Raw genomic sequence first — 25,171 nt, forward strand, 5'->3', positions numbered from 1 at the left:
CGTTATTCGCGGGTGATACGGTTAATTTCTTCGAGGCTGGTCGTACCATTCATGACCTTCATCAGACCGCTGGTTCGCAGGTTATTGTGGCCTTCCTTGCGCATTAAACGGTCAATTTCGATCGCATTGGCATCGCGCATGATAAGTTCGCTCAGTTCATCACCGATAGGTACGACTTCATAGATGCCAGTACGCCCCTTGAACCCATGCGTGCATTGCTTGCAGCCGTTGGCGGTAAACAGGGTGGCGTTGGCAATCTGATCATCGGTGAAGCCTTCATGGCGCAGCGCCTGCTCGGGAATACTAATGGGAGTTTTACACTGTTCACATAATTTACGTGCCAGGCGTTGGGCAATAATCAAACTGATGGCACTGGCGATATTGAACGATGTAACGCCCATATTCGCCAGACGGGTCAGTGTTTCCGCTGCTGAATTGGTGTGTACGGTAGACAGCACCAGGTGGCCGGTCTGCGACGCCTTAATGGCAATGTCAGCCGTTTCCAGGTCGCGCACCTCACCCACCATGACGATATCCGGGTCCTGGCGTAAAAACGCACGGAGCGCATTGGCAAAGTCCAGGCCGATTTTGGGCATCACATTCACCTGATTGATGCCCGGCACCTTGATTTCCACCGGGTCCTCTGCGGTGCAGATATTGCGCTCGGTCTGGTTCAGAATGTTAATGCCGGTATAAAGCGTCACGGTTTTCCCGCTACCGGTTGGCCCTGTGACCAGAATCATCCCCTGGGGTTGCTCCAGCGCTTTCTCGTAATGGATACGCTGGGTGTCAGTAAACCCAAGATGCTCGATACCCATTTGTGCAGCGGCAGGGTCCAGCAAGCGCATAACGATTTTTTCGCCATACACGGTAGGTAAGGTGTTAACCCTGAAGTCCAGTGAACGAGAGCGTGAAAGTAGCAGCTTAAGCGCGCCATCCTGAGGGAGTCGACGTTCAGAAATATCCATCCGGGCCATGATTTTCAAGCGTGCAGCGATACGATTTCGCATGGTGAACGGCGGCCGGGCAATCTCGATCAGTATGCCGTCTACGCGAAAGCGCACCCGATACTGGGATTCATAAGGCTCGAAGTGAATATCGGATGCCCCCCTGCGAATGGCATCGAGCAGAATCTTGTTAACGAATTTGACGATGGGGGCGTCATCGCTGTCCTGGCCAACTTCATCCAGGGGAACCTCGGAGGCGTCTTCGTCCTGCGAAAAATTCAGCGACGATACGGCGTCATCAATGCCATCCAGTTCAGCCATCATGCTGGCTTCGTTCTGAGCCAGGTAATCTTCCAGTGCACCTCGTAATTGATCAATCGGCGCCAGCACCCCCTCAACGCTGAAGCCGGTAGCAAACTGCAGCTCATCGAGTTCGGTCAAGGTGGCGGGGTAGGGCACGGCAACGGTGAGACGATGGCCATAACGCACCAGGGGCAAAACGGTTAGCTGACGCAACAGACGAACCGGATAATCCGCGACCGGGGGCAACGAACTGATACGCACCGAATCCAGGTCAATCACCGGCAGGCCATACTCCCAACCGGCCGCAGTGGCGGCATCGTTAGGCTTTACCAGGCCGCTATCAATCACATGGCGCAGGATAGAAATATCCTGGCTGGCCGCCGTTCGTTCGGCATTCGCCGCCTGATCATCGGTCAGCAGGCCGTGTTTCACCAGGCGCTGGGCAATGCCGCGCAGGCCACCCCGTGCCGCCGCGTGGCTGAGGGTTGATTCGTGATATGGCTGGCTCATGACGGTTCCGTAAAGCGATGCACAATGGCCCCTTTTGTACCATACTCGAAGATAAAACCGCATCCACGCTCAAGTGTTCCCGCCATTGGCCGATATCATGACGTGAATTAATTGAAACCCCTGTGGATGTCCGTTAATGTTACGCTAATTAACAGAAATATTCCGCATCCCCCTGGAGTCTGTGCAATGCAAAAACCTCAAATTCGTAACATCCGCCGCCTGCGTCAAAGCGGTTTCACCCTGATCGAACTGCTGATTGTGGTAGCGATCATCGGTATCCTCGCGGCGGTGGGCGTGCCGCAGTATAATAATTATCTTGATCGGGCTGATGCGACTGGTTGTCAGGCTGAATTAAATTCTTTTCGTTCAGCTGTATTAGCAGCCAGTGTTTCTGATGATGATGATTTAGGCAACTTTGTTTTCGAAGTTTGTGACTTGGCAGATGGTGGAAATGATGATGTAGTCAATAGATTTGAAGGCACAGCAGGTGATACCATCGAAATAACTTCAGTTAATAGAGAGCAGCCTGTTTATATCACAAGCAGTGGTGCAATCCGCATTACCGATCCAGATGCTGAATAGTGATTTTTTAATCTATTGAATGTTTAAAGCCCTTGGTGAAAAAGCCAAGGGCTTTTTTATGGGTTCTTTATGTATAGAGAAAATGAGCGGGGTTTAACTTTAATAGAACTATTAGTAGTTCTTGCCCTGATCGGCATTATTTCAGCCATTGCCGTGCCGCGTTATCAGAGCTATCAACTGCGAGCAAACGCTAACGCTGCCCTAGCTGATGCCAAGGCCTTACAGTCACCCGTGGAAGCCCAGGTGCAGGGGATTGGCGCGCCCGCCCAATCGACTAGCGAGGGTATTGTTTTGGAAGTGTCTGCCGATGATGGGTCCGCTACCATTACATCTACCCGCTCGATGGGTGAAGTAACCTTGACACGGAACACCGATGGCATTTGGGTCTGCGAACATACCTTTGATATCGAACTCAATGGCTGCCAACTGGCAGGCGACGACTGAACACCAGCTTACGGTTAGACCTTTTCATAGACCATCCCAAAGACCTTTCAATAGACCTTCCCATCAACGCTTTTATTCCCGCCATATTTACCGCGTTTTACCTTTCAAAATCCCTACCGATATGCCTAAATGTAACAATTGATTAAATTTATCATTTGGAGGCGATCCTTGATTCTGAATAGCGCCTCATGTCATCGCGAAAAAGGCTTTACCCTGCTGGAATTACTGGTGGCTTTGGCTGTGGCGGGGATTCTCGCAACGCTGGTGGCGCCTTCCTTTGCCGGTTTTCTCGCTCGCCAGCAGCTGGCCAGTGATGTGAATGAGGTGGTATCGGCACTTAGTTTTGCTCGTAGTGAAGCGATCAAACGACGTCAGGAGGTCGCTGCAACTATCGATTCAACTAGCGATACCTGGCAGATCGCAGTGGCTGTTGCCAGCTCAAGTGAAACCCTGCGTGTTGCCACTGGCCGCCAGTCGGCTGTTTCGATGGAGGGGGTTGATAGCGTCAGTTTTGGCTCATTGGGGGCGATTGAGAACTGTAGCGCCTCGCCTTGCCGCCTAACGTTGAGTCACTCCCGGTTCGAGAGTGAGGGTGATGACAAGGTTATTATCATTACGCCTGCGGGAGGGGTACGCCGTGAGGACTAGACAAAAAGGTTTTAGTTTACTTGAAGCGTTGATTTCACTGGTGGTGCTTTCCTTTGGCCTGATTGGAATGGCAGGCATGCAGACCAAAGCGCTTATCACTGCTCAACAAAGCTATCTGGATTCTGTTGCAACACTGGCGGCAGTGGACGCTCAAGAGAGATTGTGGGTGAAGTTAGATGAAAAAAGAGACTGCGGGACTATTAAAGACTCAATACTTTCAGATATTAAAGAGAATTGGGTAGATAATTGGTTTAGCGGTTCAGACTCTCCATTAAAAAATAAAACCGGCAGTATAGACGGAAGTGAAAATGCTAATGATTGTGAGTTTGTCATAACCATCAGTGCATCTAATAATCCGCTCACGTTTGTTGTCCGACTACCTAAACTGTGAGGCCAAAATGCTGATAAAAAATAAAGGCTTTACATTGGTTGAACTGCTGGTGGCGTTGGCAGTCGGTAGTTTGGTGATTGTTGGGGCTGGGCAGCTATTTATTGTAACGCTTAATACCTATAGCAAGGTAGAGGATATCAGCCGCAAGCAGGAAGCAGTGGTATTTGCGGCACATGTACTGGTTAACAGTTATCGCCGTGGTGAAGAGCGTTATGATATGCAGCTTGGGGATAACGGCTGCGAGATAATAGATATAGACAATGAAAATGCGGTTGTTATGGATGGCCTGCCCGAAGATGGTGACGGCTGTGATTATGTTATAAAAGAGAATAATGATGGACACTATGAGGTAAAGCTTATTTTTCCTGCAGCCAACGATGGCAGTGAGACGCTTTCTTTTAATGTCATTAACAGAAATTTTGAGATTTCTGAAGGTGGTACAGGAAATAACGGGAATAACGGGAATAATGGGAATAACGGGAATAACGAGAATAACGAGAATAACGGGAATAACGGGAATAACGGGAATAACGGGAATAACGGGAATAGCGGAGATAGAGGGAACAGTTAAAATATTCTAAATAATATAAAATATATTTTAATAATGAAGTTTTTATATTTACGAGGTAGGAATGTATAATGCTATAACGGCAGTGGTAAATTTAGGCTTAATAGAGCAAGACGTAGTGTGCCATAAAAAATAAATAATGCGGGTATATTAATTATTGCTCTATTTTTTAGCTAACTGAATTTAAGGGCCAGCATATGAGGTGTCTGTTTATGGAAAAAATACAAACTAAGAAGAGACAAAAAGGCGCCGCATTAGTTATTGTAATGTCCTTGCTGGCAGGTGGGTTAATCGCCGGTGTTTCAGGAATGAATTCGTCGATTCTTGATTCTAGATTGGCCAGTAATTATAACGCAGTTTCAAAGGCCCAAGCTAATGCAGAGTCACTGGTTTCTATTATATTGGAAGATGATGATGCTTACTTCGATGTGAATAACTTGGAAGATTGTGAGCAAATAACTCAAAGTTATTCCGAATTAAGAATGGGGATGGTTTTGTTAAACCCTATAGTGAGGGAGGGGCGTGAAGGTGGTGTTGTCGCTTGTGCAGAATCAAGTGCTAATAATAGAAAATTTTTAGTTGAAGGCTATGTCGGCAGTGAAGACAACCCTGAAGCCTATCATGTGCTGCGTTTATCTATCGAGCAAGTGCCAGAAAATAACTTGTTGTCTAATAATGCAATTTTGGCGGGCGGACCCGTTAGTCAAAGTGGTAATTCAACTGTTGAAGGCGATTTTGAGCAAAATGTTGGTGTTTTGGGAGTGCCAGATCCAAGGGATGAGCATCCCAGTGATAGTTCAAGGACGGGATACATAAAAAGTATAAGAGATAGAGCTATAGCTGAAGATCCTTCTGTTTTGAATACCTGCGATATCTCAAATGTTGGTGATTTGAGAGTGCCTCAAACTGAGTATGTATATTGTGCCTCCAGTTTTCCAGGAGGTGATTTTGATGATGAAATAGATGGTCTGGTTATTATTGCTGAGTCAGGTATGAGTGGTTTAAATATACAGGGCAACGTGGAGGCTTCTTTTGTTTCAGGTGGTACCATAAGTTTTCAGGGTTTTGGTAATAACAATTTGACTGGTATTGTATGGGCTGCAGGGAGTGTTTCTTTTTCTGGACGTTCTAACATAATTGGTGGCGTCTATTCTGGTGGTGCCATATCATTCTCTGGTAGAAGTTATGTTGGTTCTAATTCAGGAGTCTCTTTAGGCGATGGTTCAGGTGGGAAAAAGTATAGGTGGGTAGATGCACTTAACTAAATTAGAATATTCGTTAAAAAAACGCCTCACCACCGCCATCGCTATTGCCGAGGAAGCCGGGCGGATGATTCTTAAAGCCCGCGAGGACCAGACCTTCAATCAACGCTTGAAGGGCGGTGATGAGCTGGTGACAGATGTCGATGTGGCGGTGGATCGGTTGATCAGTCAGCGCCTGGAAGAGGCATTCCCTGGTGAAATGCGCTTATCAGAGGAGCTTTCCCCCAAGCAGGCGCAGGCGGTGAAAGCCCCCGCGCTGTGGGTGATTGACCCCATTGATGGCACGGTGAATTTTGCTCAGGGCCTGCGCCATGTGGCGGTGTCTATCGGTTGGCTTGAAGATGGTGTCAGCAAGGTCGGGGTAGTGCATGCGCCGTTTATGGGGGAAACCTTTGCTGCTGCCGAAGGCCTGGGAGCGACCTGTAATGGCAAAACGATTCAGCCGAGCGGTGAAACCGAGCTTGAATGCACTCTGATCGGTACCGGGTTTCCTTATCAGAAAGCATCACGCGTGGCGCTTTTACAGCGTCTGGGGCCGGTATTGAGCCAATGTCAGGACATTCGCCGCAATGGTTCGGCCGCGCTGGACATATGCGATGTGGCTTGCGGGCGGTTGGATGCTTACTACGAAAGTGTCTCACCGTGGGATTTTGTCGGCGGCTGGGTGATTGCCCGTGAAGCCGGTGCCAAGGTTTCACATCTTTATCCTGTGCCAGAGGGGGTGCCGGAAGACTTGTGTGGTGAGAATTTGCTGGTGACGACACCGGCCGTTCATGAAGCGCTTGCCAGTATGCTGCTGGCGGCGGATCAGTCGGGTTGATTTATCCATCAATGGTAAGGCTGATGGAGCCTGCCAGAATCACAGCAATCAGCTCTGCCTGACGCCGGGTATCGGTTTTCTGAAACAGGTTGCGCAGATGAAAGGCGATGGTGGTGGTGGAAACGCCAAGCTGCTCGGCAATGTCTTCCTTGCGTTGACCCTCAGCGAGCCGTATGGCGATCGTCGCTTCGGTGGGGGTAAAACCGAACAGTTCGCCCAGCAAGGGCTCGGGAAGCTGAACCCGTTGGGCGGGGTCGATCAGCATGACAGCGACGGCTGGCATTCTATTGACGTCACCTCCATTGGCCAGTGAGCTGATAAAAATCATCAGGTCACTGTGATTCGTTATTCCCTGCTTCACTTTATGCTCACCCAGGCGCGAAAGCCGCAGGCATTGCGTGTGCTCTTTGTGCTGCTGATTGGCATTGAGACCTTCACGAACGGCCTGGTGAAGTTGCCGACTGGAGGCTTCACTCAGGTTTTCCAGGCTTGGCCGCTGGCGGAAGGGGGCCTGCCCAAGGTTCAGGCGCAGGGCAGCGCGGTTGGTGAGGAGCGGTAGACTTTGGCCATCAAGCAGAATGACGCCCACTGACATCATGTCCAGTGCCGTTTTAGCGGCTGCAAAGGCGTTTTGGTTATTTTCATTGCGTAGGTGATGAATGCCCTGGCGTAAGTGGTCGAGTTCCTGAGTGCTTTTTGCGCGCATTCGTTTTACCTGGCGCAACTGGGCTTCCAGGGTGACAAGCAGTAAATCATAGTCGATAGGTTTGACCAGATAATCATCCGCCCCCAGGCGCTTACCTTCGATGACATCAAGTCGCTCGGATAAAGCCGTCAGAAAAATAAAGGGCGTATCTGCCAGTTCCGGGAAATCGCGGCGCACCCGTTCAAGCAGGCTATAGCCGTTGAGGCGGGGCATGGTGATATCACACAGAATGATATCCGGCGTCGCGCTGAGATGGGCAAGCGCTTGTTCTCCATCGCTGGCCTCGATCACGCGGTAACCCGCTTCTCGCAGTTCGTCACAAAGGTCTCGGCGCAGCTCTTCGTGGTCTTCAGCGCATAGTATCAGGGGAGATTCATTGTTTTGCATGACGCTCCTCCCCGTTGTCATATGTGTGTGATTGATTCTCCTGTGCACAAGGCAAGCGAAGCTGGAAAACCGTTGCGTCAGCGCTGGAGCTTAACAGTGCCAGCTCCCCCTGCTGAATGCGTGCCAGGCTGCGAGCAATGTTGAGCCCAAGCCCCAGGCCCTGTTTTGTTCCAGTGTTGGCAGCCCGGTAGAAACGCTCAAAGATTTTCGACTGTTCGTCAGCGTTGATTACCTCTCCCTGATTGCTGACGCAACAGTAAGCCCATTGTTCATCCCGAGAGAGTTCAATCACGATAGAGGTGTCGGGGGAAGCGTACTTGCAGGCATTGGTCAGCAGGTTATCAATAATCTGTTCGGTCAGCGCCTTATCGCAACAGACTTCCAGGCGCTGTAAGCCCGCCGGAAAAATCGTAAGATTGATGAGCGGCTGATAATCGTCCTGCTGGTTTTGCTGGAGGTGAACGGCGGTGTGGACCAGCTGGATCAAGTCGTGATTTTTACGATGACTGGAGACTTGGCCGGCATCCAGACGTGCGGTCAGTAGAGAGGCATCGACCAGCGCTGTCATATGGGTGACCGTTTCACGTAATCGCTGATAGCGTGCTTCGCGCACGTCTGCCGTGTAGTTTGCATGATGCCGCATCAGACGTTGCAGGCCGGAATCAATCACGGCCAGCGAGGTGCGAAACTGGTGAGACACCATCGCCCCGAAGCTGCGGTAAAAATCGCTCACACCTCGCTCCCGCTCCAGGGCGTTTTCCAGGGCGATAGCCGCTTTTTTGTAAGGGGTGATATCAGCCACCCGCATCACATACCCGCCTTCCTTTGTCTGACGAAGGGTTACTTGGCGCCACTCATTATCGGCAAGTTCAATATCACATTGCGAGCTATGTTTTACGCTATCCAGGTTACCTGAATGGCGTGTGCAGGCGTTACATAGATGAGTAAGTGCCTTTTTCAGCGGTTGGTCCGTGGCGAATATTTGTTGCGACTGGGGTAGAAGTTTATCCAGTTGAGCGTTGACCAGTTGCAACTGCCCATTGGCAGCAAAAGCAGCAAAGCCATCAGGGGCGGTATTGATGGAATCCGCCAGCCGCCGCCGCTCATCCTCCAGTTCCTGGGTGCGTGCACTGACCACATCTTCCAGATGATCAAGATGCCGTGTGAGGGCTTCCTGTGCCTGGCGGCGCTTGGTTAATGCCCAGAGAAGTAACAGTGCCAGCAGCAGACCGGTGACCAGAATGCCAATGGCGGAATAGATGACCTGCATCAGGCTGTCGCGGTAGTCATCGAGCCGGTCACCGTTTGATTCCCATTCTGCCATCATGATGGCGTTGGCCATTCTGTTCAGGGCGACCAGTAAGGGGTCAACCTGTTGGGTGATAGCCGTTTCATTCTGGTTCCGGCGAAGAAAAGAATCCATGCGCGCATCAATCTCATCCAGCCTTTGCAGGCTTTCATCCAGCAATGATTCGAATCCAAGGGCTCGGATGTAGCGGCGCTGCGGGCCTTCACCCATCAGTGTCAGGCGGCTGAACAGCACATCGAGGCGCTGCTCGGGGTGAGCACCCGGGCGTTCTGTTGCCTCAAGGTAAACGGCTTCCTGTAGCCGATGGGTGGCCAGCTGTGCCTGAGTGATTACCCATAACATGTTCTCATCCACGTTACTGCGCATATCCTTTTCCAATTCGGACAGGCGTAGCAGAGAGAAAAACAGGAGTACAAAAAACAGCCCGATGGCCGCCAGGGGTAACCAGTAGATACGCGCTTTGTTGGCCAGTGGCATCATTCCACCGTTAGACCATTCAACTGCCATACCCAGCGATAGTCATAGCGAATGTCCTGCAGTTCGCTGTGATCGTTGCGGGGATAGACGATCCATAATGGTCCTTTGTCACGCGCTGTAAGCTTCTCGCCATTCATGTGGGTAGCCGCCAGCACCTCATAGCGATAGAAATCGTCAATGGGAATCTCAACGATATAATCATTCAGCGCCGTCGCCGTTACCTGTTCACCTTCGGCTCCCACCCAGTTCAGCAGATCGCGCACCAGGAAGCCTTCAAAGTGATTGACGCCATCGGTCACCGAGGTCTCTGTTTCCAGTGTATGCCTGTCCAGAGTTGCGAGCATATCGGCATCAAATTGGGCGGTATCACTCGCATTGGTGTGTTTGATATGGCCATTAATGGTCAGGAGGATATCTCCGCTGGGAGCCTCGAAAGGAGTCTGTTCTGCCAGCAGAGAGGTTGGCAGAGATAGGGCAGCAATCAACAGTGGAACGCACTTTCTGGGCATGGTGGTTATTCCTGCATTTTGTGAGTGCAAGCAACATCATCCTAACAAAGTGTTTCAGCGGTTAACACGCGGCTAACACGGCACCCTGCTCAAATGTTGCTGTATTGATTCCTGCAACCCGTCGAGAGTTGGCGTTGGAAGAGTGAAAAATTAACAGCGGCCTGTTCGTTTAAACGGGGCGCCTCTGCCGAGTGTGTTTTAACGTTATATAACAATAATCCTGGTCTTTGTTTAGAGGCCGCTTTAGCCAGTAATCATTTCGGTACGGTGCAGATGTGCTCGACGTACGTGATCAGTCTGCATTAGCCAATGATAAAGCCAACCGGTTAATAGCGGTTAAAAGGGGGATGTCAATGTGGGATTTTCGGCTTGGCCAGGCCATTGGCCTAATGTTCAGGACGCTGCCTTTCATCATGTTTCGACTGGCAGTGTATTTCGGCGTTGCCCTGGGATATGTGCTGATGACCGGTGTCGGTGCCGGGGTTGGTTGGGGGATCGGTGGTTTTGGCGATGAAGGCTTTCGGGCGGCCTCCACCTTCTGGGGCGGTGCCATTGGCTTCGGTATTGTTGGCGCCGTCATGTATGTGCTGCGTGAATACCTGCTCTATGTGGTGAAAGCAGGCCATGTCGCGGTTCTGGTTGAACTGGTGGAAGGTCAGTCGTTACCTGATAATCGCGGCCAGATAACGTATGCCAGTGAGGTGGTCAAGGAGCGCTTTGGTCAGGCAAGTACCCTGTTCATGATTGATCAGTTGATCAAGGGGGTTCTGCGCTCACTGGTGGGAATGATGAAAACCGTCTTCAGACTGTTGCCGATTCCGGGTGCCCAGCAGTTTCTGAGTCTTCTGCAGGCGTTTTTACGTATTGCTGTCGGCTTTATCGATGAAGTGATACTGGCCTACTGTATTCGCACTCGCTCAAGCCGCCCCTGGGAAAGCTCCCGGGATGCCCTGGTGCTTTACGGCCAGAACCTGAAACCCATGATGGTCAATGCTGCCTGGCTGACATTGATCATCTATCTGCTTTCTTTTGTTGTCTTTCTGGTGATGCTGGCGCCTGCAGCGCTGGTGGCTTATCTGATTCCCGGTGGCTGGTCGGCCACAGGTGTGGTGGTGGCGCTTCTGTTTGCCTGGAGCGTGAAAGTCGCTGTGTTCGAACCGTTGGCCATCACCTGCATGATGCAGGTGTATTTCAAAGTCATTGAAGGTCAGACGCCTGATCCTGAATGGGAGGCCAAACTTGATGGCATGTCCAAAAAATTCCGCCAACTCAAAGAGAAAGTAATGGGAGAGCAGGCTTCGAATGCTTCGACATCAACGCAGACATAAAACGTAAAAATACAAATACAGAGGATTTATCATGAAAAACGATTATAAAACCGTTCTTAAAACCGGCGTACTGGCAACGGTGCTGGCGTTACCTTTGTCACAGCATGCACTGGCTGATGAGGTTGTCGAACAGATTGAACTGGGGCTTGAGCTTTATCATGAGCAAGAGTTCGGTGCAGCGATTACTGAACTGGAATTTGCCATTGAAGACATGCGTAAGATGATGTCGGATTTGGTGGCCCAAACCTTCCCTGACGCCCCGGATGGCTGGACAGCAAATGAAGCGACCTCCGGAAGCGCAGGTGGTGGAGCTGCAGCTATGTTTGGTGGGGGTGGTACGACGCTTGAACGCATCTACGACCAGGATAACGGCAATGGTCAAATGACAGCGAGCATGATGCTGGATAGCCCATTGATACAGAGCATGGGGGCGCTGTTCAATAATCCGGCGATGATTGCTGCCCAGCCTGATATGGAACGTATTCGTCTGGGCCGTGAGGCGGCTGTAGTGAAGTGGGAACCTGAGCGTTCCCGCGCAGAAGTCACGCTATTGCTTGATGGTCGCATCATGATGCAAGTGAGAGGTGAAAATATTGAATCACAGGATGCCGCCGTCGATCTGATGCGCGATTGGGATCTGGCAGCGGTTCGTGAGCAGAGCGCTCGCTAAGCGCGCCGGTTTAGCGCAAGCGAGGAAAGGTGGCCGAGGAGAGGAGGGCGGTCGGCCGGGTAACGGCCGAACTGCCTTATCTCGTCTCTCTGTCAGAAGGTTATGATCACAGCACGACCATGGAGATGGATGTCAGTTTTGATGCTGAGCTGCAGCGTGAAAACTTTTAAGGCTCCATGCATGCCAACAGATCGAACTGTTCTGTATCAACTTCTAACAGTTGATCTTCTGTATAGCGGTCGCCTGCGACGTTTTCAGGCGTAAATAGCGCGCCGACTTTGGCGATAGCGCTATCGGGCAGGCGAATCGCGCTGGAGGCAAGATTCTCACGCATGTGCGGAATGGAACGACTACCTGGAATCGGAATGATATCGTCGCCCTGGGCCTGTAACCAGGCAAGCGCTAGCTGGCTAGTGGGAATTTCCCACTGGCGGGCAATGGCATTTAGCTGTGCGAGCTGTTGAAGATTGTGCTCAAGATTGGTGCCATTGAAGCGCGGAAGATATCGGCGCATATCACCGTCTTCAAACACTTTATTGCTATTGACGGCGCCGCTCAGGAAGCCTCGGCCAAGAGGGCTGAATGCAACAAAAGCAATATCCAGTGCACGACAGGTCTTCAGTACGCCGATTTCGGGATTGCGTGTCCACAGCGAATATTCCGATTGAACAGCAGCAATGGGACGTTCGGCATGCGCGCGATGTAATGTATCAGCCGACACTTCTGATAGTCCTATGGCACGAATCTTTCCTTCGTCAACCAGCCGACCCAGTTCCCCAACACTCTCTTCAATCGGTACGTTCTTATCCCAGCGGTGCAAATAATAAAGGTCAATATGGTACGTCTGTAGCCGTGTAAGGCTCTCTTCGCACTGTTGCCTCAACGTTGCAGGACGGCCATCAATCACTTTTTTGCCTTGCGAAGGGTCCATCGCCATCCCGCATTTACTGGCGAGTAAAAGGGCGTGACGCTTATTGGCCAACGCCTGTCCCAGCAGTCGCTCGTTAGCGTTATTGCCGTAAAGTGTGGCGGTATCAAAATGGCGATAACCCATATCAAAGGCAACTTCCAGTGCATGAATACCTTCGGCCTCATCGACTGGCTTACCGTAGCCGTGAGACAGGTTCATGCAACCAAGACCAATTCGTGGTGAATTGACGGTTTTCAATAGTGAAGTCAACAGAGACATCATAGTTCCTTTTTAGGGGTATCCGACACACGACGCGCAGCATAGCAGCTGGTTATTCGCAGCGGCTATTCTGGTCAGTGATCAAAATATGTCAGTTAATACTTTTAAATTATTAATTGTTAATAGAAGAAACAAACATCCCTGTTAAATTATCAATTCAAGAGTTAACTTATATTTCTGGCAATACTTGCCAATGATTAAGAACGTAAGTTAACTCTTCTACTAACGGTTCCATATCCGTCAGGCGCCACCATTGTTTTCAATCAGAAACGTAATGACCACTTTAATGATATAGCCCAGCATACCTGCGCCCAGCACAATAAACAGCATTGCCGTGCCAAATTTTCCCGCCTTGGATTCCTTGGCGAGGTCCCAGATAATAAAGCACATAAAAATGATCAAGCTGCCGATCATGATAGGCGTAATCCAAGCTTCAAACGTTTGTATCATAGCTATTCCTCAGACGAAAGTAAGACCGACGAGACATTCGCCATTTCATGTCAATATGGTAATATTTGACCAAATTTATCAGGTATTTGTCGACTCAGGGCTTGTGGCCTTTTGACTCACACAGCGCCTGGCTATCGATATCATCTTTTTTTGTGTTGTTGATACTGACGATTCTATTGACGTAAGGAACCATAATGCCAAACGCTAATGTTCTTGTAGGTACCATGTATGGCGGTGCGCTTGATGTGGCAGAGCAAGTCAAGCCGCTGCTTGAAAAAGCCGGATACGACGTCACTGTCTTCGAACAGCCTGTACTTCATGATCTCAGCGAGACGCCTGACAGTCTGACTCTGTTTTGTGTTTCCACAACGGGCAGTGGTGATTTTCCGGGTAATTTCGTCAATTTTGCCCGTGAAATTCAGGAGCAGAGCCCTGCGCTAACTAAACTGCGTTATGGCTTGATTGCTCTTGGCGATAGCTCTTACGGAGACACCTACTGCGGCGCTGGGCGGGCATTGGATGCACTGCTGCAGGATCACGGCGCTCAGCGGCTAGGAGAGCGTCTGGAAATTGATGCGATGGAGACGTTTATGGCGGATGATGCGGCTGTCCCCTGGGTAGAGGAATGGATCGCTGCAGAAAACCTGGAGGTGGTATCCTGATGGATTCAGCAACGCCAGAGCGGGTTAGCGTTGGCATCGGCTTATGCCTGGTAATGTTGGCGACGTTGCCACGGTTTATCGTGAACGGTCTGGAAACGCGACAGACACTATTAGTCATCGCGATTGCGGCCGTGGCTGCTGTTATGGCCATCAATTACCGCCTGTTGAGCATAGAGGCGCGTCAGCGTTTGCCTGCCTTTATCAAGATGTTGCTGGTGGCCATGCTGATCGGGTTAGCTATCATGACGCTCTGGCACAGTATAATGAGTGACTGGTTTAGTTGGCAGGAACTCATTTCCCATGGCGCTACGCTAGGGCTTCTGCTGCACGTATTAAATTTATGGCGGCAGCCGAAGCCGGAAAGCGAGGAGTGAATGCCTGATGGATCCGTACGTGCTGGATGGTACGTGTCAATGGTCCGTATTGATAAACGTTACGTCTTGATAAACGGTACGTATGGATCAAATTTCAGGCTGTTAGCTGGAATGCGTTGAAGATAGCTAATTGATGGATAGCCTGCTCCAAAATCAGAAATAAGCGATAAAACCTGGCGTTACCTACAGAAAGGGCTTGTATTTCGACTCCTTGCCCTCATCTATCGTGCAAGGTGCTTGCCACCATGCGCTAGGGTTCTTAAAATCACCCTCTTGAACTTAATTACTGAAACTCACAAAACGCACAGCCGCTAGAGGACAATTCATGCAAGTTTCCGTCGAGACGCCCTCCCAGATTGAACGCCGGATTACGATTCAGGTGCCGGCCGCAGACATCGATGAGGCCGTCAGCACTCGCTTGAAAGAAACCGCTAAGAACGTTCGCCTGAACGGTTTCCGCCAGGGCCGAGTGCCCATGGCTGTGGTCCATCAGCGTTACGGCCAGGATGTTCGCAACGAAGTCGTGGGCGAAGTGATGCGTGAGCGTTATGTCCGCGCGATTACTGAACAGGAACTCAATCCTGCCGGCTACCCGCAGATTGAAGCGACGGTTAACGAAACCGGAAAAGACCTGGAATTCGTTGCCATCATGGAAGTGTATCCACAGATCGAGCTGGCCTCTATTGAAGGTACAGCCGTTGAGCGTCCCGTTGTTGAAGTGACTGACGCTGACGTGGACGAAATGATTGAAACACTGCGTAAACAGAATGCTGAATGGACGGAAGTTGATCGTGCTGCTGCTGATGGCGAGCAGGTCAAAATTGATTTCCAGGGCTTCATCGGTGACGAGCCGTTTGAAGGCGGCAGTGCTGAAGGGCATACGCTGGTATTGGGCTCCAACAGTTTTATCCCAGGCTTTGAAGAACAGCTGGTGGGCGCTAAAGCAGGTGAAGAAAAGACCCTGGGCGTTACTTTCCCGGAAGATTACCAGGCAGAGAACCTGGCAGGTAAAGATGCAACCTTTAAGGTAACCGTTCATTCTGTCAGCGCTCAGGAGTTGCCTGACGTTGATACGGCGTTTATCGAACGTTTTGGCGTGGAAGATGGCGATGAAGTCAAGTTCCGTGCTGAAATCAAGAAGAACATGACCCGTGAAGCGTCACAGGCGGTGGATAACCGCGTGAAGCAGCAGGTGTTGGACGCGCTTCAGAAAGCTAACGAGATTCCGGTGCCCAGCGCTCTGGTTCAGCAAGAGACGGATGGCATGAAGCGCCAGGCAGCTCAGCAGTTTGGCCTGGGTGAAGATTTTGACGTGAGTCAGTTGCCCAACGAGCTGTTTGCTGAACAGGCGAAAGGCCGCGTTCAAGTTGGCCTGTTGCTTGCTGAAGTCATTAAAGCCAATGAGCTTGATGCCAACGATGACGAAATCAAAGCGAAAGTTGCTGAACTTGCAGAGCAGTATCAGGACCCTCAGGAAGTGGTCGACTATTACATGAGTAATGATCAGCTCAAGACTCAGGTGAAGTCCGCCATTCTTGAAGAAAAAGCGGTTAGTAAGCTGCTTGAGCAATCGAACGTTAATGACGTTGAAATGTCATACCAGCAGGTGCTGGCAGCGGCACAGCAACAAGCTGACGATGAAGCAGGTGAAGAGAAAGACGAAAGCGAAAGCGCCTGATAAGCTGTTTATTTGAACGTTTATCTGAACGCTAAATTGCCGATGCGCCGTCAAGGCGCATCCTTCCCTGACCGGACGCAAGGATCATCCGAATGAGTGAATTTGATATTCAGAACGCCGGCGGCCTGGTGCCAATGGTGGTTGAACAAAGCGCCAAAGGGGAACGTGCCTACGACATCTATTCTCGTTTGCTGAAAGAGCGCGTGATTTTTCTGGTTGGCCCTGTAGAAGATTACATGGCAAATCTGGTGGTGGCACAGTTGCTCTTTCTTGAGTCGGAAAATCCCGACAAGGACATCCACCTGTATATCAATTCACCAGGTGGCTCTGTGACGGCGGGTATGTCGATTTACGATACTATGCAGTTTGTTCGCCCCGACATATCTACCGTGTGTATTGGTCAGGCGGCCAGCATGGGCGCTCTGCTACTGGCAGGCGGCGCTGCAGAAAAACGTTTCTGCCTGCCGAATTCCCGAATGATGATCCATCAACCGCTGGGCGGTTATCAGGGACAGGCGTCGGATATCGAAATTCACACTCGTGAAATTCTGGGTATTCGTGATCGCCTGAACCAGATTCTGGCTCATCATACCGGACAGGACATCGATACAGTGGCGCGAGATACCGACCGCGACAACTTCATGAACGCAGAACAGTCAAAAGAGTATGGTTTGATTGATGCGGTGCTGGATAAGCGGCCTACATCCTGATAGCGTGATGAGTCAGTAGCGCTTGAATTTAGGTAGTAGCGCTTTTTAACAAGCTTTCTCGGCGGCAATATGCCGCCAAAGTGACAGAGGTACGCGAATGGCCGACGGCAAAGGCAAAGACGAGAGCGACAAGCTGCTTTATTGCTCGTTCTGTGGCAAGAACCAGAATGAAGTACGTAAACTGATTGCCGGTCCGTCCGTTTATATCTGCGATGAGTGTGTCGATCTGTGTAATGACATCATTCGCGAGGAAGTTCTCGAAGCCGATGCCGAGAGCGACGAAGAACGTCTTCCTACGCCTCGCGAAATTCGTCATACCCTTGATGACTATGTCATTGGGCAGGATCGCGCCAAAATGGTGCTATCGGTAGCGGTTTACAACCACTACAAACGGTTGAAATCCGAGGTTCGTGAAGGGAATGTAGAATTGGGTAAATCCAATATTCTGCTGATCGGCCCGACGGGTAGTGGTAAAACCCTGTTAGCTGAAACAATGGCGCGGCTTCTCAATGTACCGTTTACCATTGCCGATGCAACAACGCTGACTGAAGCGGGTTACGTAGGTGAAGATGTTGAAAACATCATCCAGAAGCTGCTGCAAAAATGCGATTACGATGTAGATAAAGCCGAGCGTGGCATTGTCTATATTGATGAGATCGATAAGATTTCACGCAAGTCGGATAACCCCTCGATTACCCGCGACGTGTCGGGCGAGGGTGTGCAGCAGGCGTTGTTGAAACTGATTGAAGGCACAACGGCATCGGTGCCGCCTCAAGGCGGGCGCAAACATCCCCAGCAGGAGTTTGTACAGGTCAATACGGGCAATATCCTGTTTATTGTGGGTGGCGCTTTTGCCGGTCTGGATAAAGTCATTCGTGATCGCGCTGAAAAAGGCGGTATCGGTTTTAATGCCAGTGTGAAAAGCAAGGATTCCTCACGCGGTGTTGGCGAGCTGTTGGCTGATGTTGAACCCGATGATCTGGTCAAGTTTGGCCTGATTCCGGAGTTTGTGGGTCGCTTGCCGGTAATCGCTACACTGACTGAGCTGTCCGAAGATGCGTTGGTAGAGATTCTGACCGAGCCTAAAAACTCGCTGATCAAGCAATACGCAAAACTCTTCGAGATGGAAGGCGTAACGTTGGATTTCCGTGAAGATGCCTTGCGTGCTGTTGCGGTTAAAGCAATGGAGCGCAAGACAGGCGCACGGGGTCTGCGGTCTATTCTGGAATCTGTGTTGCTTGACACCATGTACGAGATTCCCTCGCTTGAGGGAGTAACGCAGGTGGTGATCGATGCCTCTGTAATTGCTGGTGATAGCGAGCCACTGCTGATTTATTCGCAGCAGGAAGAGACTCGAGTGGATGGTACCGACGGCTAATATCAGGCCGACTGTCCGCTTGGCGATGGTTGTTTCATGCCTTTGCTAACGCTTGCTTTACGACACGCGCCATGACAGGGGTCGCTCTTGCGGCCCCTTGTTTTTCAGTCAGCCTCACCGCTCACCTCTGTTTATGACATCCTTTCAATGCGCTAGACATTAAATGCACTAGACATTAAATGCGTTAGAAGTTAGTGCACGAGGCATCAAGGGTTTCATTTACATATTTACCGATTTCCGAGGATCGTCTGCGATGCAGCAGAACGCCGAAATGACACAATGTTTCCCATTACTGCCGCTGCGCGATGTTGTGGTTTATCCGCAGATGGTGATTCCACTGTTTGTTGGGAGAGAGAAGTCGATTCAAGCGCTGGAAGCGGCGATGAACACCGATAAGCGTGTTCTGCTGGTAGCACAGCGTGAAGCTTCTCAGGATGATCCTGACAACGCGGATCTTTATGCAATGGGGACGGTTGCTGACATCATGCAACTGCTGAAGCTTCCCGACGGCACTGTGAAAGTGTTGATCGAAGGCAGCTTCCGTGCCGATGTCAGCCGTATTGAAGAACATCAGGATGGCTATACTCAAGCCTTCATCCAGCCCCGTGAAAGTGAACCACTCACCGAGCGTGAGCAGGAGTCGCTGGTGCGGGTGCTGCTGAACCAGTTTGAGCAGTACGTCAAGCTGTCCAAAAAAGTGCCCAATGAAGTGCTTAACTCACTCTCGGGTATTGAAGATCCCAGTCGTCTGGTTGACACCATCTGCGCACATCTTTCGCTGAAGATTGGTGACAAGCAGGAGCTGTTGGAAATGGATCGGGTACGTGATCGGATTGAACATCTGATGGCGTTAATTGAGACAGAAATTGATCTGTTGCAGGTAGAAAAGCGTATCCGCTCGCGAGTCAAGGAGCAGATGGAAAAGACGCAACGTGAGTATTACCTCAACGAACAGATGAAAGCCATTCAGAAAGAGATTGGCGATCTTGATGATGTACCCAACGAAGTAGAGAAGTACGAAAAAGATATTCATGAAGCGGGCATGCCGCAGGAGGCCAAGGATAAGGCCCTTCAAGAGCTGAAGAAGCTCAAAATGATGTCGGCCAACTCGGCGGAAGCGACTGTGGTGCGCACTTACCTGGACTGGTTGGTGGATGTGCCATGGAAAAAACGTACCCGCGTCAAGCACGACCTGATCAAGGCACAGAAAGTACTTGATGAAGACCATTATGGTCTTGATGAAGTCAAGTCACGCATTCTTGAATACCTGGCAGTACAAAAACGGGTGCGCAAGATGAAAGGGCCCGTATTGTGCCTGGTAGGCCCACCCGGCGTGGGTAAAACGTCTTTGGGTCAATCCATTGCGCGAGCGACGAACCGTAAGTATGTACGCCTTGCGTTAGGCGGTGTGCGCGATGAATCCGAGATTCGCGGGCATCGGCGTACCTACATTGGCTCGCTGCCGGGCAAGCTGATGCAGCGTATGAGTCGTGCCGGTGTCAAGAACCCGTTGTTCCTGCTTGACGAAGTCGACAAGCTTGGCATGGATCATCGCGGTGATCCGGCGTCTGCACTGCTGGAAGTGCTGGATCCAGAGCAGAACAACAGTTTCAGCGATCATTACCTTGAGCTGGACTATGATCTGTCTGAAACCTTGTTTATCTGTACCGCAAACTCGATGAATATCCCAGGGCCTTTGCTGGATCGGATGGAAATCATCCGGATTCCCGGTTATACCGAAGACGAAAAGCTGGCCATTGCCAAGCGGTATCTTCTGCCGAAACAGCGTGAAGCCAACGGTCTGAAAGCCGATGAGATTGAGCTTGATGACTCAGCCTTGCTTGAGCTGATCCGCTACTATACGCGTGAGGCCGGTGTCAGGGAGCTTGAGCGGCAGATCGCCAAGGTCGCCCGTAAGGTGCTCAGGGAGCGTCTTGAGCAGGAGCGTGAGGGAGAAAAGCCCGTCACCAAGCTGCTTGATGATGGTCAGATTGAAACCTATGCCGGGGTTCGCCGTTATAGCTATGGTCTTGCTGACCAGGAAGATCAGGTCGGACGGGTTACCGGGCTGGCGTGGACTTCCGTTGGTGGTGAGCTGCTGAATATCGAGTCGGTGGTAACGCCAGGCAAAGGGCGCGTCAACAAGACGGGTTCGCTTGGCGATGTGATGAAGGAGTCAGTCAGTGCGGCGCACACGGTGGTTCGTGCGCGTGCTGAAGAATACGGCATTGACCCTGAACGATTCGAAAAAGATGACCTTCATATCCACGTGCCAGAAGGCGCTACACCGAAGGATGGCCCCAGCGCGGGTATCGCGATGGTAACGGCAATGGTTTCCGCATATACCAAGCGCTGTGTACGTTGTGATGTTGCCATGACAGGCGAAGTCAACCTGCGTGGTGAAGTATTGCCGATTGGCGGTTTGAAGGAGAAATTGCTGGCAGCTCGCCGGGGTGGTATAAAGATTGTTCTTATACCTGAAGAAAACCGTCGCGACTTGAAAGAAGTGCCCGACAACATCAAGGATGCCCTTGATATTCGCCCCGTTCGCTGGATTGATGATGTTCTTCGGGTGGCATTGATAAATCATGATGAAGAAGGGGCACCTGTCAGCGGGGAAGGTGTCTATCCAGGTACGGTGGTTGCCAGCACCCATTAACCAGTACCGATTAACCATCAGCATAGCCTGCAATATAAGTGCCGATATGTAGACAAATCGTATGGGCAATCGTATTGGGAGCCAGTATTTGGAGCCAGTATTGGAAACAGTATTAGGAAACAGTACCAGGAGACAATATTGCCAATGGTCTTGGTAGTCGTGTTGAAGGCTAATAAACACTATTGTTAACTGATATGCTGTATTGATATAGGTTGTCTATCGGCCTTTCGTGGGCTAGTGAATGATTCTGGTAGAGTGTTACGGATAGATAATGTCATTTGATTTATTGTAAACAATGACGTTGTTTTCATTATTAATGCGCCCAAGGCCTTGTATGGCGGGCGTTTTCCGGTATGGTTGCTTGACAGGTGAAGCGCGGCATTGCTATAAAACGCAGCTACGTTTTGATCGTCGATCCAACCGGTGACCATACCGTCTGAACCATTTTTTGAAACAGTCAAGGGGTGAAGTGTGAATAAGTCTGAGCTGATTGAAGCCATTGCCGCATCTGCTGATATTTCCAAAGCAGCGGCAACCCGCGCATTGGATGCCATGGTGGAGTCTGTCACCGAAAGCCTCAAGCAAGGCGAAAGTGTTTCACTGGTAGGATTTGGTACGTTTGCTATTAAAGAGCGTGCTGCTCGCACTGGCCGCAACCCGCAAACGGGCCAGCCAATCGAGATCAGTGCTGCCAAGGTACCCAGCTTTAAAGCAGGTAAAGCACTTAAAGACGCCGTTAACTGATCGGATTGTCTTGAAGCTATCTGATGGGCGCGTCGTGAAAACGGCGCGCCCATGTTATTTTTAAGCCATGATGTTTTTTAAATTGCTGTTACATTTGTTTGAATCGAGGCTAACATGCTGCAAAGTATCCGAGATGGCTCCAGAAGCTGGGGGGCCAAGATCATCATCGGCGTTGTGGTTGCTGCGATGGCGCTGTTTGGCGTGGAATCACTGTTTACTCTGTTTGGCACTGACCCTGAAGAAGTGGTTGAGGTTAATGGGGATTCTATCAAGCGTCAGCAGGTGGAGCTTGAGGTACAGCGCGCGATGCGTTCCGGCCAGGTTCCTCCCGACCAGGAAAGGGCGCTGCGCAGTGATGTGCTGGATCAGTTAATCACCCAGCAATTGCTGACTCACTATGCTGAGGAAGGCGGTTTCCATGTCTCCGAAGCACAGCTTGATCAGTTGATTGTCAACTTGCCAGAGTTTCAGGATCAGGAAGGACGTTTTTCGACAGAGCTGTTCCGCAACCGTCTGGCGAGCGCTGGCTATACGCCGCTGTCATTTCGCGATGAGCTGCGTGTCGACATCAAGCGCCGTCAGTTGCAGCAGGGGTTGGCGTTCAGCGACTTCACGCTTGAGTCTGAACAGAACCGCCTCGCGTCCCTCCAGCGCCAGCAGCGCAGCTTTCGCTATCGTCTCTTGTCGTCAGCAGACCTTGACGAAGAGGTCAGCGTGACTGACGCGCAGATTGAAGCCTATTATGAGGATAATGCTGAACGCTTCCAGCGCCCTGAACAGGTGCGTCTTGAGTATGTTGTGGTAGACCGTCAGTCCATGGCGGCAGACGTGGATATCGATGAAGCTCAGCTGAGAGATGCCTGGCGCAGTCAGAATGACGATGTTAACCGCCGCGTAGCACATATCATGGTTTCTTTTGGTGATGATCGGAGTCGTGAAGACGCTCAAGCAACCGTTCAGGAAGCTCTGGATGATCTGGATAGCGGCGAAAGCTTTGCGGATACTGCAAACCGCTATTCTGACGATAACGTCAGCGCAGAAAACGGCGGAGATCTGGGGGAAATCAGCCGGGGATTCTTCGGTGAGGCTTTTGATGAAGCCGCGTTTTCACTGCAGGAAGGTGACGTCTCAGACGCTGTCGAAATGGATGATGCCTTCCATATCATCAAGGTTACTGACATTGATCGTCCGCCGTTTGAAGAGCAACGCGATACGCTCCGTGAGCAGTTAGCCCTGGATGCTGTTAATAGTGAATTCAACCAGAAAGTGCAGCAGCTGATCGATGAGAGCTTTGCGGCTGATGACCTGCAAAGTGTTGCAGATGACATTGGATTGACGCTTCAAGAGAGTGACTGGTTGGCCAGCAATGAAGGGGACGGTGTTCTTTCAGAACCTGGTGTCATGGAAGCTGCCTTCAGTGACGATGTGCTGGAGGAAGGTTATAACAGCGAAGTCATTGAACTGGATAACGATCGCCGCTTGGTGCTGCGCGTTGCAGAGCATCGTGAAGCAGCACAGCTGCCTCTTGAGGACGTACGCGATGTGGTTGTCGCCGCAGTGACTGTTCAGGCGCAACAGCAGGCCCTGGTCGCAAAAGCGCAACGCCTTCTGGAAGATCGCGAGAATGCCGACATTGAGTGGCAGCGTGCTGAGGGGATTGCCCGCGAACAGGAGCAGACCAATGTGCCGCGCACGGTTGTCCAGGCCGTCTTCCGTCTGCCACACCCTGAAGAGGATGGCGCTGTCTTTGATGTTGTCGAGCTGTCACAGGGAGTCGCTGTTGTCGCCCTTGATGAAGTCACAGCAGGTGAAGTGGATGAGCAGACTGAGCAGTTTGTGTCGCAGATGGCTGAACAGCTTCGCGCTCAGTCGGTTATTCAGGGGTTGATTGACTACCTCTACAGCGAGGCTGAGATCGTTCGCCGCTAAAACCCTCCGACAGCCATCAGACGAAATGTTATTGTTTGATAAATTGTTGGGTGATACGAAAAAACCGCCTTGCAGGTAAAAGCCAGCAAGGCGGTTTTCTTTTGGGAACGATATGGTCCGCGTTACGCTACAGGTGGCTCGGATAATGAGAATTGACGTAATTGAGGCATTGTCGTAGATGTTGTCTCATCATCAATCATAATATCCCAACCGTGCTGTGAGTCCCAGTCGCCGAGGACATAGCGTTTGGCGGGTACATCTTCCACCGTCAGATCATGCACTTTAGGACGGTGCGTATGGCCATGAATCAAAGTCGCTACACCGTAAGAAGCCATTACGTTAACGACTTCTGATGGCGTGACATCCATGATGTCATCGGCTTTACCCGCATTGGCGCTATCTGACTGCTGACGCAGGCTCTTGGCCAGTTCAAGGCGTTGCTGCATTGGCAGGGCAAGCATCTGGGCCTGCCATTGCGGGTCGCGGGACTGTTGGCGGAAGGCCATAAAGGCTTCATCCCGAGTACACAAGCTATCGCCATGCATTAATACAACCGGAATGTTATGCAGTTCCACCAGTTTTGTTTCAGGCAATAGCGAAGCCTGGCAGGCGTTGATGAACCGTTCGCCAATCAGGAAGTCACGGTTGCCATGCATGAAATAAATGGTGGTACCGCTTTCCGCCAGGGCTGACAGCGCATGAGTCACCCGACCGGCAACCTCAGCCATGGGGTGCGGCAAAGCCAATAGATCGTCACCAATCCAGGCATCAAACAGGTCGCCCAGAATATAAAGCGCCTGAGCACCTGACGCCGTTGTGGATAGATAGTCGAGAAACCCCTGGGTGATTTCAGGGGAGTGCTCGTTAAGGTGCAGATCGGCAATCAGCAGCGTTCGCATCAAGCCCTCCATCGTGATTTTTATGATGACCCGAGACGGACAAAGTCTCGTTGGCCTGGTCTTCCCTGGCCAGATTTTTTTGCGTTAGTCTTCCTTAACATAGGCTTTTTCAATCACCACGTCTTCTGCGGGGACATCGGCATGCATGCCACGGCGCGTGGTGCTGACTTTGCGGATAGCATCCACGATGTCCATGCCGTCAGTGACTTCTGCAAACACCGCATATCCCCAGCCCTGCAGGTTCTTGCCAGTATGGTTCAAAAAGGTATTGTCATTGACGTTGATGAAAAACTGCGATGAGGCGGAATTCGGGTCCTGGGTGCGCGCCATTGCCAGGGTGCCCTTGGTGTTCTTGAGGCCGTTGTCCGCTTCATTTTCGATCGGGTCGCGGGTGGGCTTCTGATTGAAATCCAGATCAAAACCACCGCCCTGCACCATGAAGCCATCAATCACGCGGTGAAACAGCGTGCCATCGTAGAAACCATCGCGCACATACTGTTCAAAGTTGGCGGCGGTGACCGGCGCTTTCTCATGATTCAGCTCGATAGTAATGTCACCGTGGTTGGTCTGTAATACGATCATCAGTAAATTCCTGTGTTATAAGGGGAGTCCGCCTTGGCGCTATGCGCAAGTGTCAC

Annotated in this window: 25 protein-coding genes; 17 read left to right on the forward strand and 8 right to left on the reverse strand. The window is 51.0% G+C overall.

Annotated features, from left to right (window positions below):
• Nucleotides 1-2 precede the first annotated feature (2 nt).
• A complete protein-coding gene (gene pilB / locus ACU6TU_RS07610; RefSeq protein WP_447143952.1) occupies nt 3-1,760 on the reverse strand; it encodes a type IV-A pilus assembly ATPase PilB in 1,758 nt (585 codons plus the stop codon).
• 186 nt (nt 1,761-1,946) lie between these two features.
• Between pilB and ACU6TU_RS07615 the strand changes: the two genes are divergently transcribed.
• From ACU6TU_RS07615 to ACU6TU_RS07645, 7 genes are all read left to right on the forward strand, one after another.
• Nucleotides 1,947-2,342, forward strand: coding sequence for a pilin (locus tag ACU6TU_RS07615; RefSeq protein ID WP_447143953.1), 396 nt, complete (start codon nt 1,947-1,949; stop codon nt 2,340-2,342).
• 69 nt (nt 2,343-2,411) lie between these two features.
• Entirely contained in the window at nt 2,412-2,786 is a 375-nt protein-coding gene (locus ACU6TU_RS07620; protein ID WP_447143954.1) for a pilin, read from the forward strand.
• 168 nt (nt 2,787-2,954) lie between these two features.
• Entirely contained in the window at nt 2,955-3,434 is a 480-nt protein-coding gene (locus ACU6TU_RS07625; RefSeq protein ID WP_447143955.1) for a GspH/FimT family pseudopilin, read from the forward strand.
• A complete protein-coding gene (locus tag ACU6TU_RS07630) occupies nt 3,424-3,825 on the forward strand; it encodes a type IV pilus modification PilV family protein (RefSeq protein WP_447143956.1) in 402 nt (133 codons plus the stop codon). The genes ACU6TU_RS07625 and ACU6TU_RS07630 overlap by 11 nt, the downstream gene beginning before the upstream one ends.
• Nucleotides 3,826-3,832: 7 nt before the next feature.
• Complete coding sequence (locus ACU6TU_RS07635) at nt 3,833-4,396, forward strand: PilW family protein (protein ID WP_447143957.1); 564 nt, start codon at nt 3,833-3,835, stop codon at nt 4,394-4,396.
• A gap of 209 nt (nt 4,397-4,605) precedes the next feature.
• Entirely contained in the window at nt 4,606-5,658 is a 1,053-nt protein-coding gene (locus ACU6TU_RS07640) for a pilus assembly PilX family protein (RefSeq protein ID WP_447143958.1), read from the forward strand.
• Nucleotides 5,645-6,475: an inositol monophosphatase family protein gene (locus ACU6TU_RS07645; RefSeq protein WP_447143959.1), complete on the forward strand. Its 831-nt coding sequence runs from the start codon at nt 5,645-5,647 to the stop codon at nt 6,473-6,475. The genes ACU6TU_RS07640 and ACU6TU_RS07645 overlap by 14 nt, the downstream gene beginning before the upstream one ends.
• Before the next feature lies 1 nt (nt 6,476).
• Here ACU6TU_RS07645 and ACU6TU_RS07650 read toward each other — a convergent pair whose 3' ends face one another.
• The 3 genes from ACU6TU_RS07650 to ACU6TU_RS07660 are packed head-to-tail and all read right to left on the reverse strand — an operon-like array spanning nt 6,477 to nt 9,863.
• Entirely contained in the window at nt 6,477-7,568 is a 1,092-nt protein-coding gene (locus ACU6TU_RS07650; protein ID WP_447143960.1) for a response regulator, read from the reverse strand.
• Nucleotides 7,555-9,354: a sensor histidine kinase gene (locus ACU6TU_RS07655; protein ID WP_447143961.1), complete on the reverse strand. Its 1,800-nt coding sequence runs from the start codon at nt 9,352-9,354 to the stop codon at nt 7,555-7,557. The genes ACU6TU_RS07650 and ACU6TU_RS07655 overlap by 14 nt, the downstream gene beginning before the upstream one ends.
• Complete coding sequence (locus tag ACU6TU_RS07660; protein ID WP_447143962.1) at nt 9,354-9,863, reverse strand: molybdopterin-dependent oxidoreductase; 510 nt, start codon at nt 9,861-9,863, stop codon at nt 9,354-9,356. The genes ACU6TU_RS07655 and ACU6TU_RS07660 overlap by 1 nt, the downstream gene beginning before the upstream one ends.
• 275 nt (nt 9,864-10,138) lie before the next feature.
• Here ACU6TU_RS07660 and ACU6TU_RS07665 point away from each other — a divergent pair, with 275 nt between their 5' ends.
• Together ACU6TU_RS07665 and ACU6TU_RS07670 are read left to right on the forward strand one after the other, a co-directional pair.
• Complete coding sequence (locus ACU6TU_RS07665; protein WP_447143963.1) at nt 10,139-11,191, forward strand: hypothetical protein; 1,053 nt, start codon at nt 10,139-10,141, stop codon at nt 11,189-11,191.
• Nucleotides 11,192-11,222: 31 nt separating this feature from the next.
• Nucleotides 11,223-11,861, forward strand: a complete 639-nt coding sequence (locus ACU6TU_RS07670) for a hypothetical protein (RefSeq protein WP_447143964.1) — start codon at nt 11,223-11,225, stop codon at nt 11,859-11,861.
• 166 nt (nt 11,862-12,027) lie between these two features.
• On the opposite strand, the gene ACU6TU_RS07675 is transcribed toward ACU6TU_RS07670, so the two are convergent.
• Both ACU6TU_RS07675 and ACU6TU_RS07680 read right to left on the reverse strand, forming a co-directional pair.
• Nucleotides 12,028-13,050 (reverse strand): aldo/keto reductase, encoded by a 1,023-nt coding sequence (locus tag ACU6TU_RS07675; RefSeq protein WP_447143965.1) that lies wholly within the window; start codon nt 13,048-13,050, stop codon nt 12,028-12,030.
• Between the two features lie 240 nt (nt 13,051-13,290).
• Nucleotides 13,291-13,500 (reverse strand): DUF2788 domain-containing protein, encoded by a 210-nt coding sequence (locus tag ACU6TU_RS07680; RefSeq protein WP_447143966.1) that lies wholly within the window; start codon nt 13,498-13,500, stop codon nt 13,291-13,293.
• Between the two features lie 194 nt (nt 13,501-13,694).
• On the opposite strand from ACU6TU_RS07680, the gene ACU6TU_RS07685 reads away from it, so the two are divergent.
• The 8 genes from ACU6TU_RS07685 to ACU6TU_RS07720 all read left to right on the forward strand — a co-directional run bounded on the left by ACU6TU_RS07685 (nt 13,695) and on the right by ACU6TU_RS07720 (nt 23,634).
• Entirely contained in the window at nt 13,695-14,162 is a 468-nt protein-coding gene (locus ACU6TU_RS07685) for a flavodoxin (protein ID WP_447143967.1), read from the forward strand.
• Nucleotides 14,162-14,536: a hypothetical protein gene (locus ACU6TU_RS07690; RefSeq protein ID WP_447143968.1), complete on the forward strand. Its 375-nt coding sequence runs from the start codon at nt 14,162-14,164 to the stop codon at nt 14,534-14,536. The genes ACU6TU_RS07685 and ACU6TU_RS07690 overlap by 1 nt, the downstream gene beginning before the upstream one ends.
• Before the next feature lie 325 nt (nt 14,537-14,861).
• The gene (gene tig / locus ACU6TU_RS07695) at nt 14,862-16,214 is read left to right on the forward strand and encodes a trigger factor (protein WP_447143969.1); all 1,353 of its coding nucleotides are present in this window, start codon (nt 14,862-14,864) and stop codon (nt 16,212-16,214) included.
• Between the two features lie 92 nt (nt 16,215-16,306).
• Entirely contained in the window at nt 16,307-16,924 is a 618-nt protein-coding gene (gene clpP / locus ACU6TU_RS07700) for an ATP-dependent Clp endopeptidase proteolytic subunit ClpP (RefSeq protein ID WP_447143970.1), read from the forward strand.
• Between the two features lie 97 nt (nt 16,925-17,021).
• Nucleotides 17,022-18,302: an ATP-dependent Clp protease ATP-binding subunit ClpX gene (gene clpX, locus ACU6TU_RS07705; RefSeq protein ID WP_447143971.1), complete on the forward strand. Its 1,281-nt coding sequence runs from the start codon at nt 17,022-17,024 to the stop codon at nt 18,300-18,302.
• A gap of 253 nt (nt 18,303-18,555) precedes the next feature.
• Entirely contained in the window at nt 18,556-20,961 is a 2,406-nt protein-coding gene (lon, locus tag ACU6TU_RS07710; protein ID WP_447143972.1) for an endopeptidase La, read from the forward strand.
• Nucleotides 20,962-21,432: 471 nt separating this feature from the next.
• Complete coding sequence (hupB, locus tag ACU6TU_RS07715; RefSeq protein ID WP_100820107.1) at nt 21,433-21,705, forward strand: nucleoid-associated protein HU-beta; 273 nt, start codon at nt 21,433-21,435, stop codon at nt 21,703-21,705.
• A 114-nt stretch (nt 21,706-21,819) separates the two neighbouring features.
• Nucleotides 21,820-23,634: a SurA N-terminal domain-containing protein gene (locus ACU6TU_RS07720; protein ID WP_447143973.1), complete on the forward strand. Its 1,815-nt coding sequence runs from the start codon at nt 21,820-21,822 to the stop codon at nt 23,632-23,634.
• A 122-nt stretch (nt 23,635-23,756) separates the two neighbouring features.
• Here the strand turns inward: ACU6TU_RS07720 and ACU6TU_RS07725 are convergent, their stop codons facing one another.
• Both ACU6TU_RS07725 and ACU6TU_RS07730 read right to left on the reverse strand, forming a co-directional pair.
• Complete coding sequence (locus ACU6TU_RS07725) at nt 23,757-24,533, reverse strand: UDP-2,3-diacylglucosamine diphosphatase (protein WP_447143974.1); 777 nt, start codon at nt 24,531-24,533, stop codon at nt 23,757-23,759.
• Nucleotides 24,534-24,617: 84 nt separating this feature from the next.
• Nucleotides 24,618-25,115, reverse strand: a complete 498-nt coding sequence (locus ACU6TU_RS07730) for a peptidylprolyl isomerase (RefSeq protein ID WP_447143975.1) — start codon at nt 25,113-25,115, stop codon at nt 24,618-24,620.
• Between the last annotated feature and the right edge of the window lie 56 nt (nt 25,116-25,171).

The sequence above is a fragment of the Halomonas sp. LS-001 genome (assembly GCF_052983955.1).

What these genes read in the sequence shown, in the direction of transcription:
- pilB (WP_447143952.1), bottom strand. Translation starts at nt 1,760, where the DNA reads ATGAGCCAGCCATATCACGAATCAACCCTCAGCCACGCGGCGGCACGG.
- ACU6TU_RS07615 (WP_447143953.1), top strand. Translation starts at nt 1,947, where the DNA reads ATGCAAAAACCTCAAATTCGTAACATCCGCCGCCTGCGTCAAAGCGGT.
- ACU6TU_RS07620 (WP_447143954.1), top strand. Translation starts at nt 2,412, where the DNA reads ATGTATAGAGAAAATGAGCGGGGTTTAACTTTAATAGAACTATTAGTA.
- ACU6TU_RS07635 (WP_447143957.1), top strand. Translation starts at nt 3,833, where the DNA reads ATGCTGATAAAAAATAAAGGCTTTACATTGGTTGAACTGCTGGTGGCG.
- ACU6TU_RS07640 (WP_447143958.1), top strand. Translation starts at nt 4,606, where the DNA reads ATGGAAAAAATACAAACTAAGAAGAGACAAAAAGGCGCCGCATTAGTT.
- ACU6TU_RS07645 (WP_447143959.1), top strand. Translation starts at nt 5,645, where the DNA reads ATGCACTTAACTAAATTAGAATATTCGTTAAAAAAACGCCTCACCACC.
- ACU6TU_RS07650 (WP_447143960.1), bottom strand. Translation starts at nt 7,568, where the DNA reads ATGCAAAACAATGAATCTCCCCTGATACTATGCGCTGAAGACCACGAA.
- ACU6TU_RS07655 (WP_447143961.1), bottom strand. Translation starts at nt 9,354, where the DNA reads ATGCCACTGGCCAACAAAGCGCGTATCTACTGGTTACCCCTGGCGGCC.
- ACU6TU_RS07660 (WP_447143962.1), bottom strand. Translation starts at nt 9,863, where the DNA reads ATGCCCAGAAAGTGCGTTCCACTGTTGATTGCTGCCCTATCTCTGCCA.
- ACU6TU_RS07670 (WP_447143964.1), top strand. Translation starts at nt 11,223, where the DNA reads ATGAAAAACGATTATAAAACCGTTCTTAAAACCGGCGTACTGGCAACG.
- ACU6TU_RS07675 (WP_447143965.1), bottom strand. Translation starts at nt 13,050, where the DNA reads ATGTCTCTGTTGACTTCACTATTGAAAACCGTCAATTCACCACGAATT.
- ACU6TU_RS07680 (WP_447143966.1), bottom strand. Translation starts at nt 13,500, where the DNA reads ATGATACAAACGTTTGAAGCTTGGATTACGCCTATCATGATCGGCAGC.
- ACU6TU_RS07685 (WP_447143967.1), top strand. Translation starts at nt 13,695, where the DNA reads ATGCCAAACGCTAATGTTCTTGTAGGTACCATGTATGGCGGTGCGCTT.
- ACU6TU_RS07690 (WP_447143968.1), top strand. Translation starts at nt 14,162, where the DNA reads ATGGATTCAGCAACGCCAGAGCGGGTTAGCGTTGGCATCGGCTTATGC.
- tig (WP_447143969.1), top strand. Translation starts at nt 14,862, where the DNA reads ATGCAAGTTTCCGTCGAGACGCCCTCCCAGATTGAACGCCGGATTACG.
- clpP (WP_447143970.1), top strand. Translation starts at nt 16,307, where the DNA reads ATGAGTGAATTTGATATTCAGAACGCCGGCGGCCTGGTGCCAATGGTG.
- clpX (WP_447143971.1), top strand. Translation starts at nt 17,022, where the DNA reads ATGGCCGACGGCAAAGGCAAAGACGAGAGCGACAAGCTGCTTTATTGC.
- lon (WP_447143972.1), top strand. Translation starts at nt 18,556, where the DNA reads ATGCAGCAGAACGCCGAAATGACACAATGTTTCCCATTACTGCCGCTG.
- ACU6TU_RS07720 (WP_447143973.1), top strand. Translation starts at nt 21,820, where the DNA reads ATGCTGCAAAGTATCCGAGATGGCTCCAGAAGCTGGGGGGCCAAGATC.
- ACU6TU_RS07725 (WP_447143974.1), bottom strand. Translation starts at nt 24,533, where the DNA reads ATGCGAACGCTGCTGATTGCCGATCTGCACCTTAACGAGCACTCCCCT.
- ACU6TU_RS07730 (WP_447143975.1), bottom strand. Translation starts at nt 25,115, where the DNA reads ATGATCGTATTACAGACCAACCACGGTGACATTACTATCGAGCTGAAT.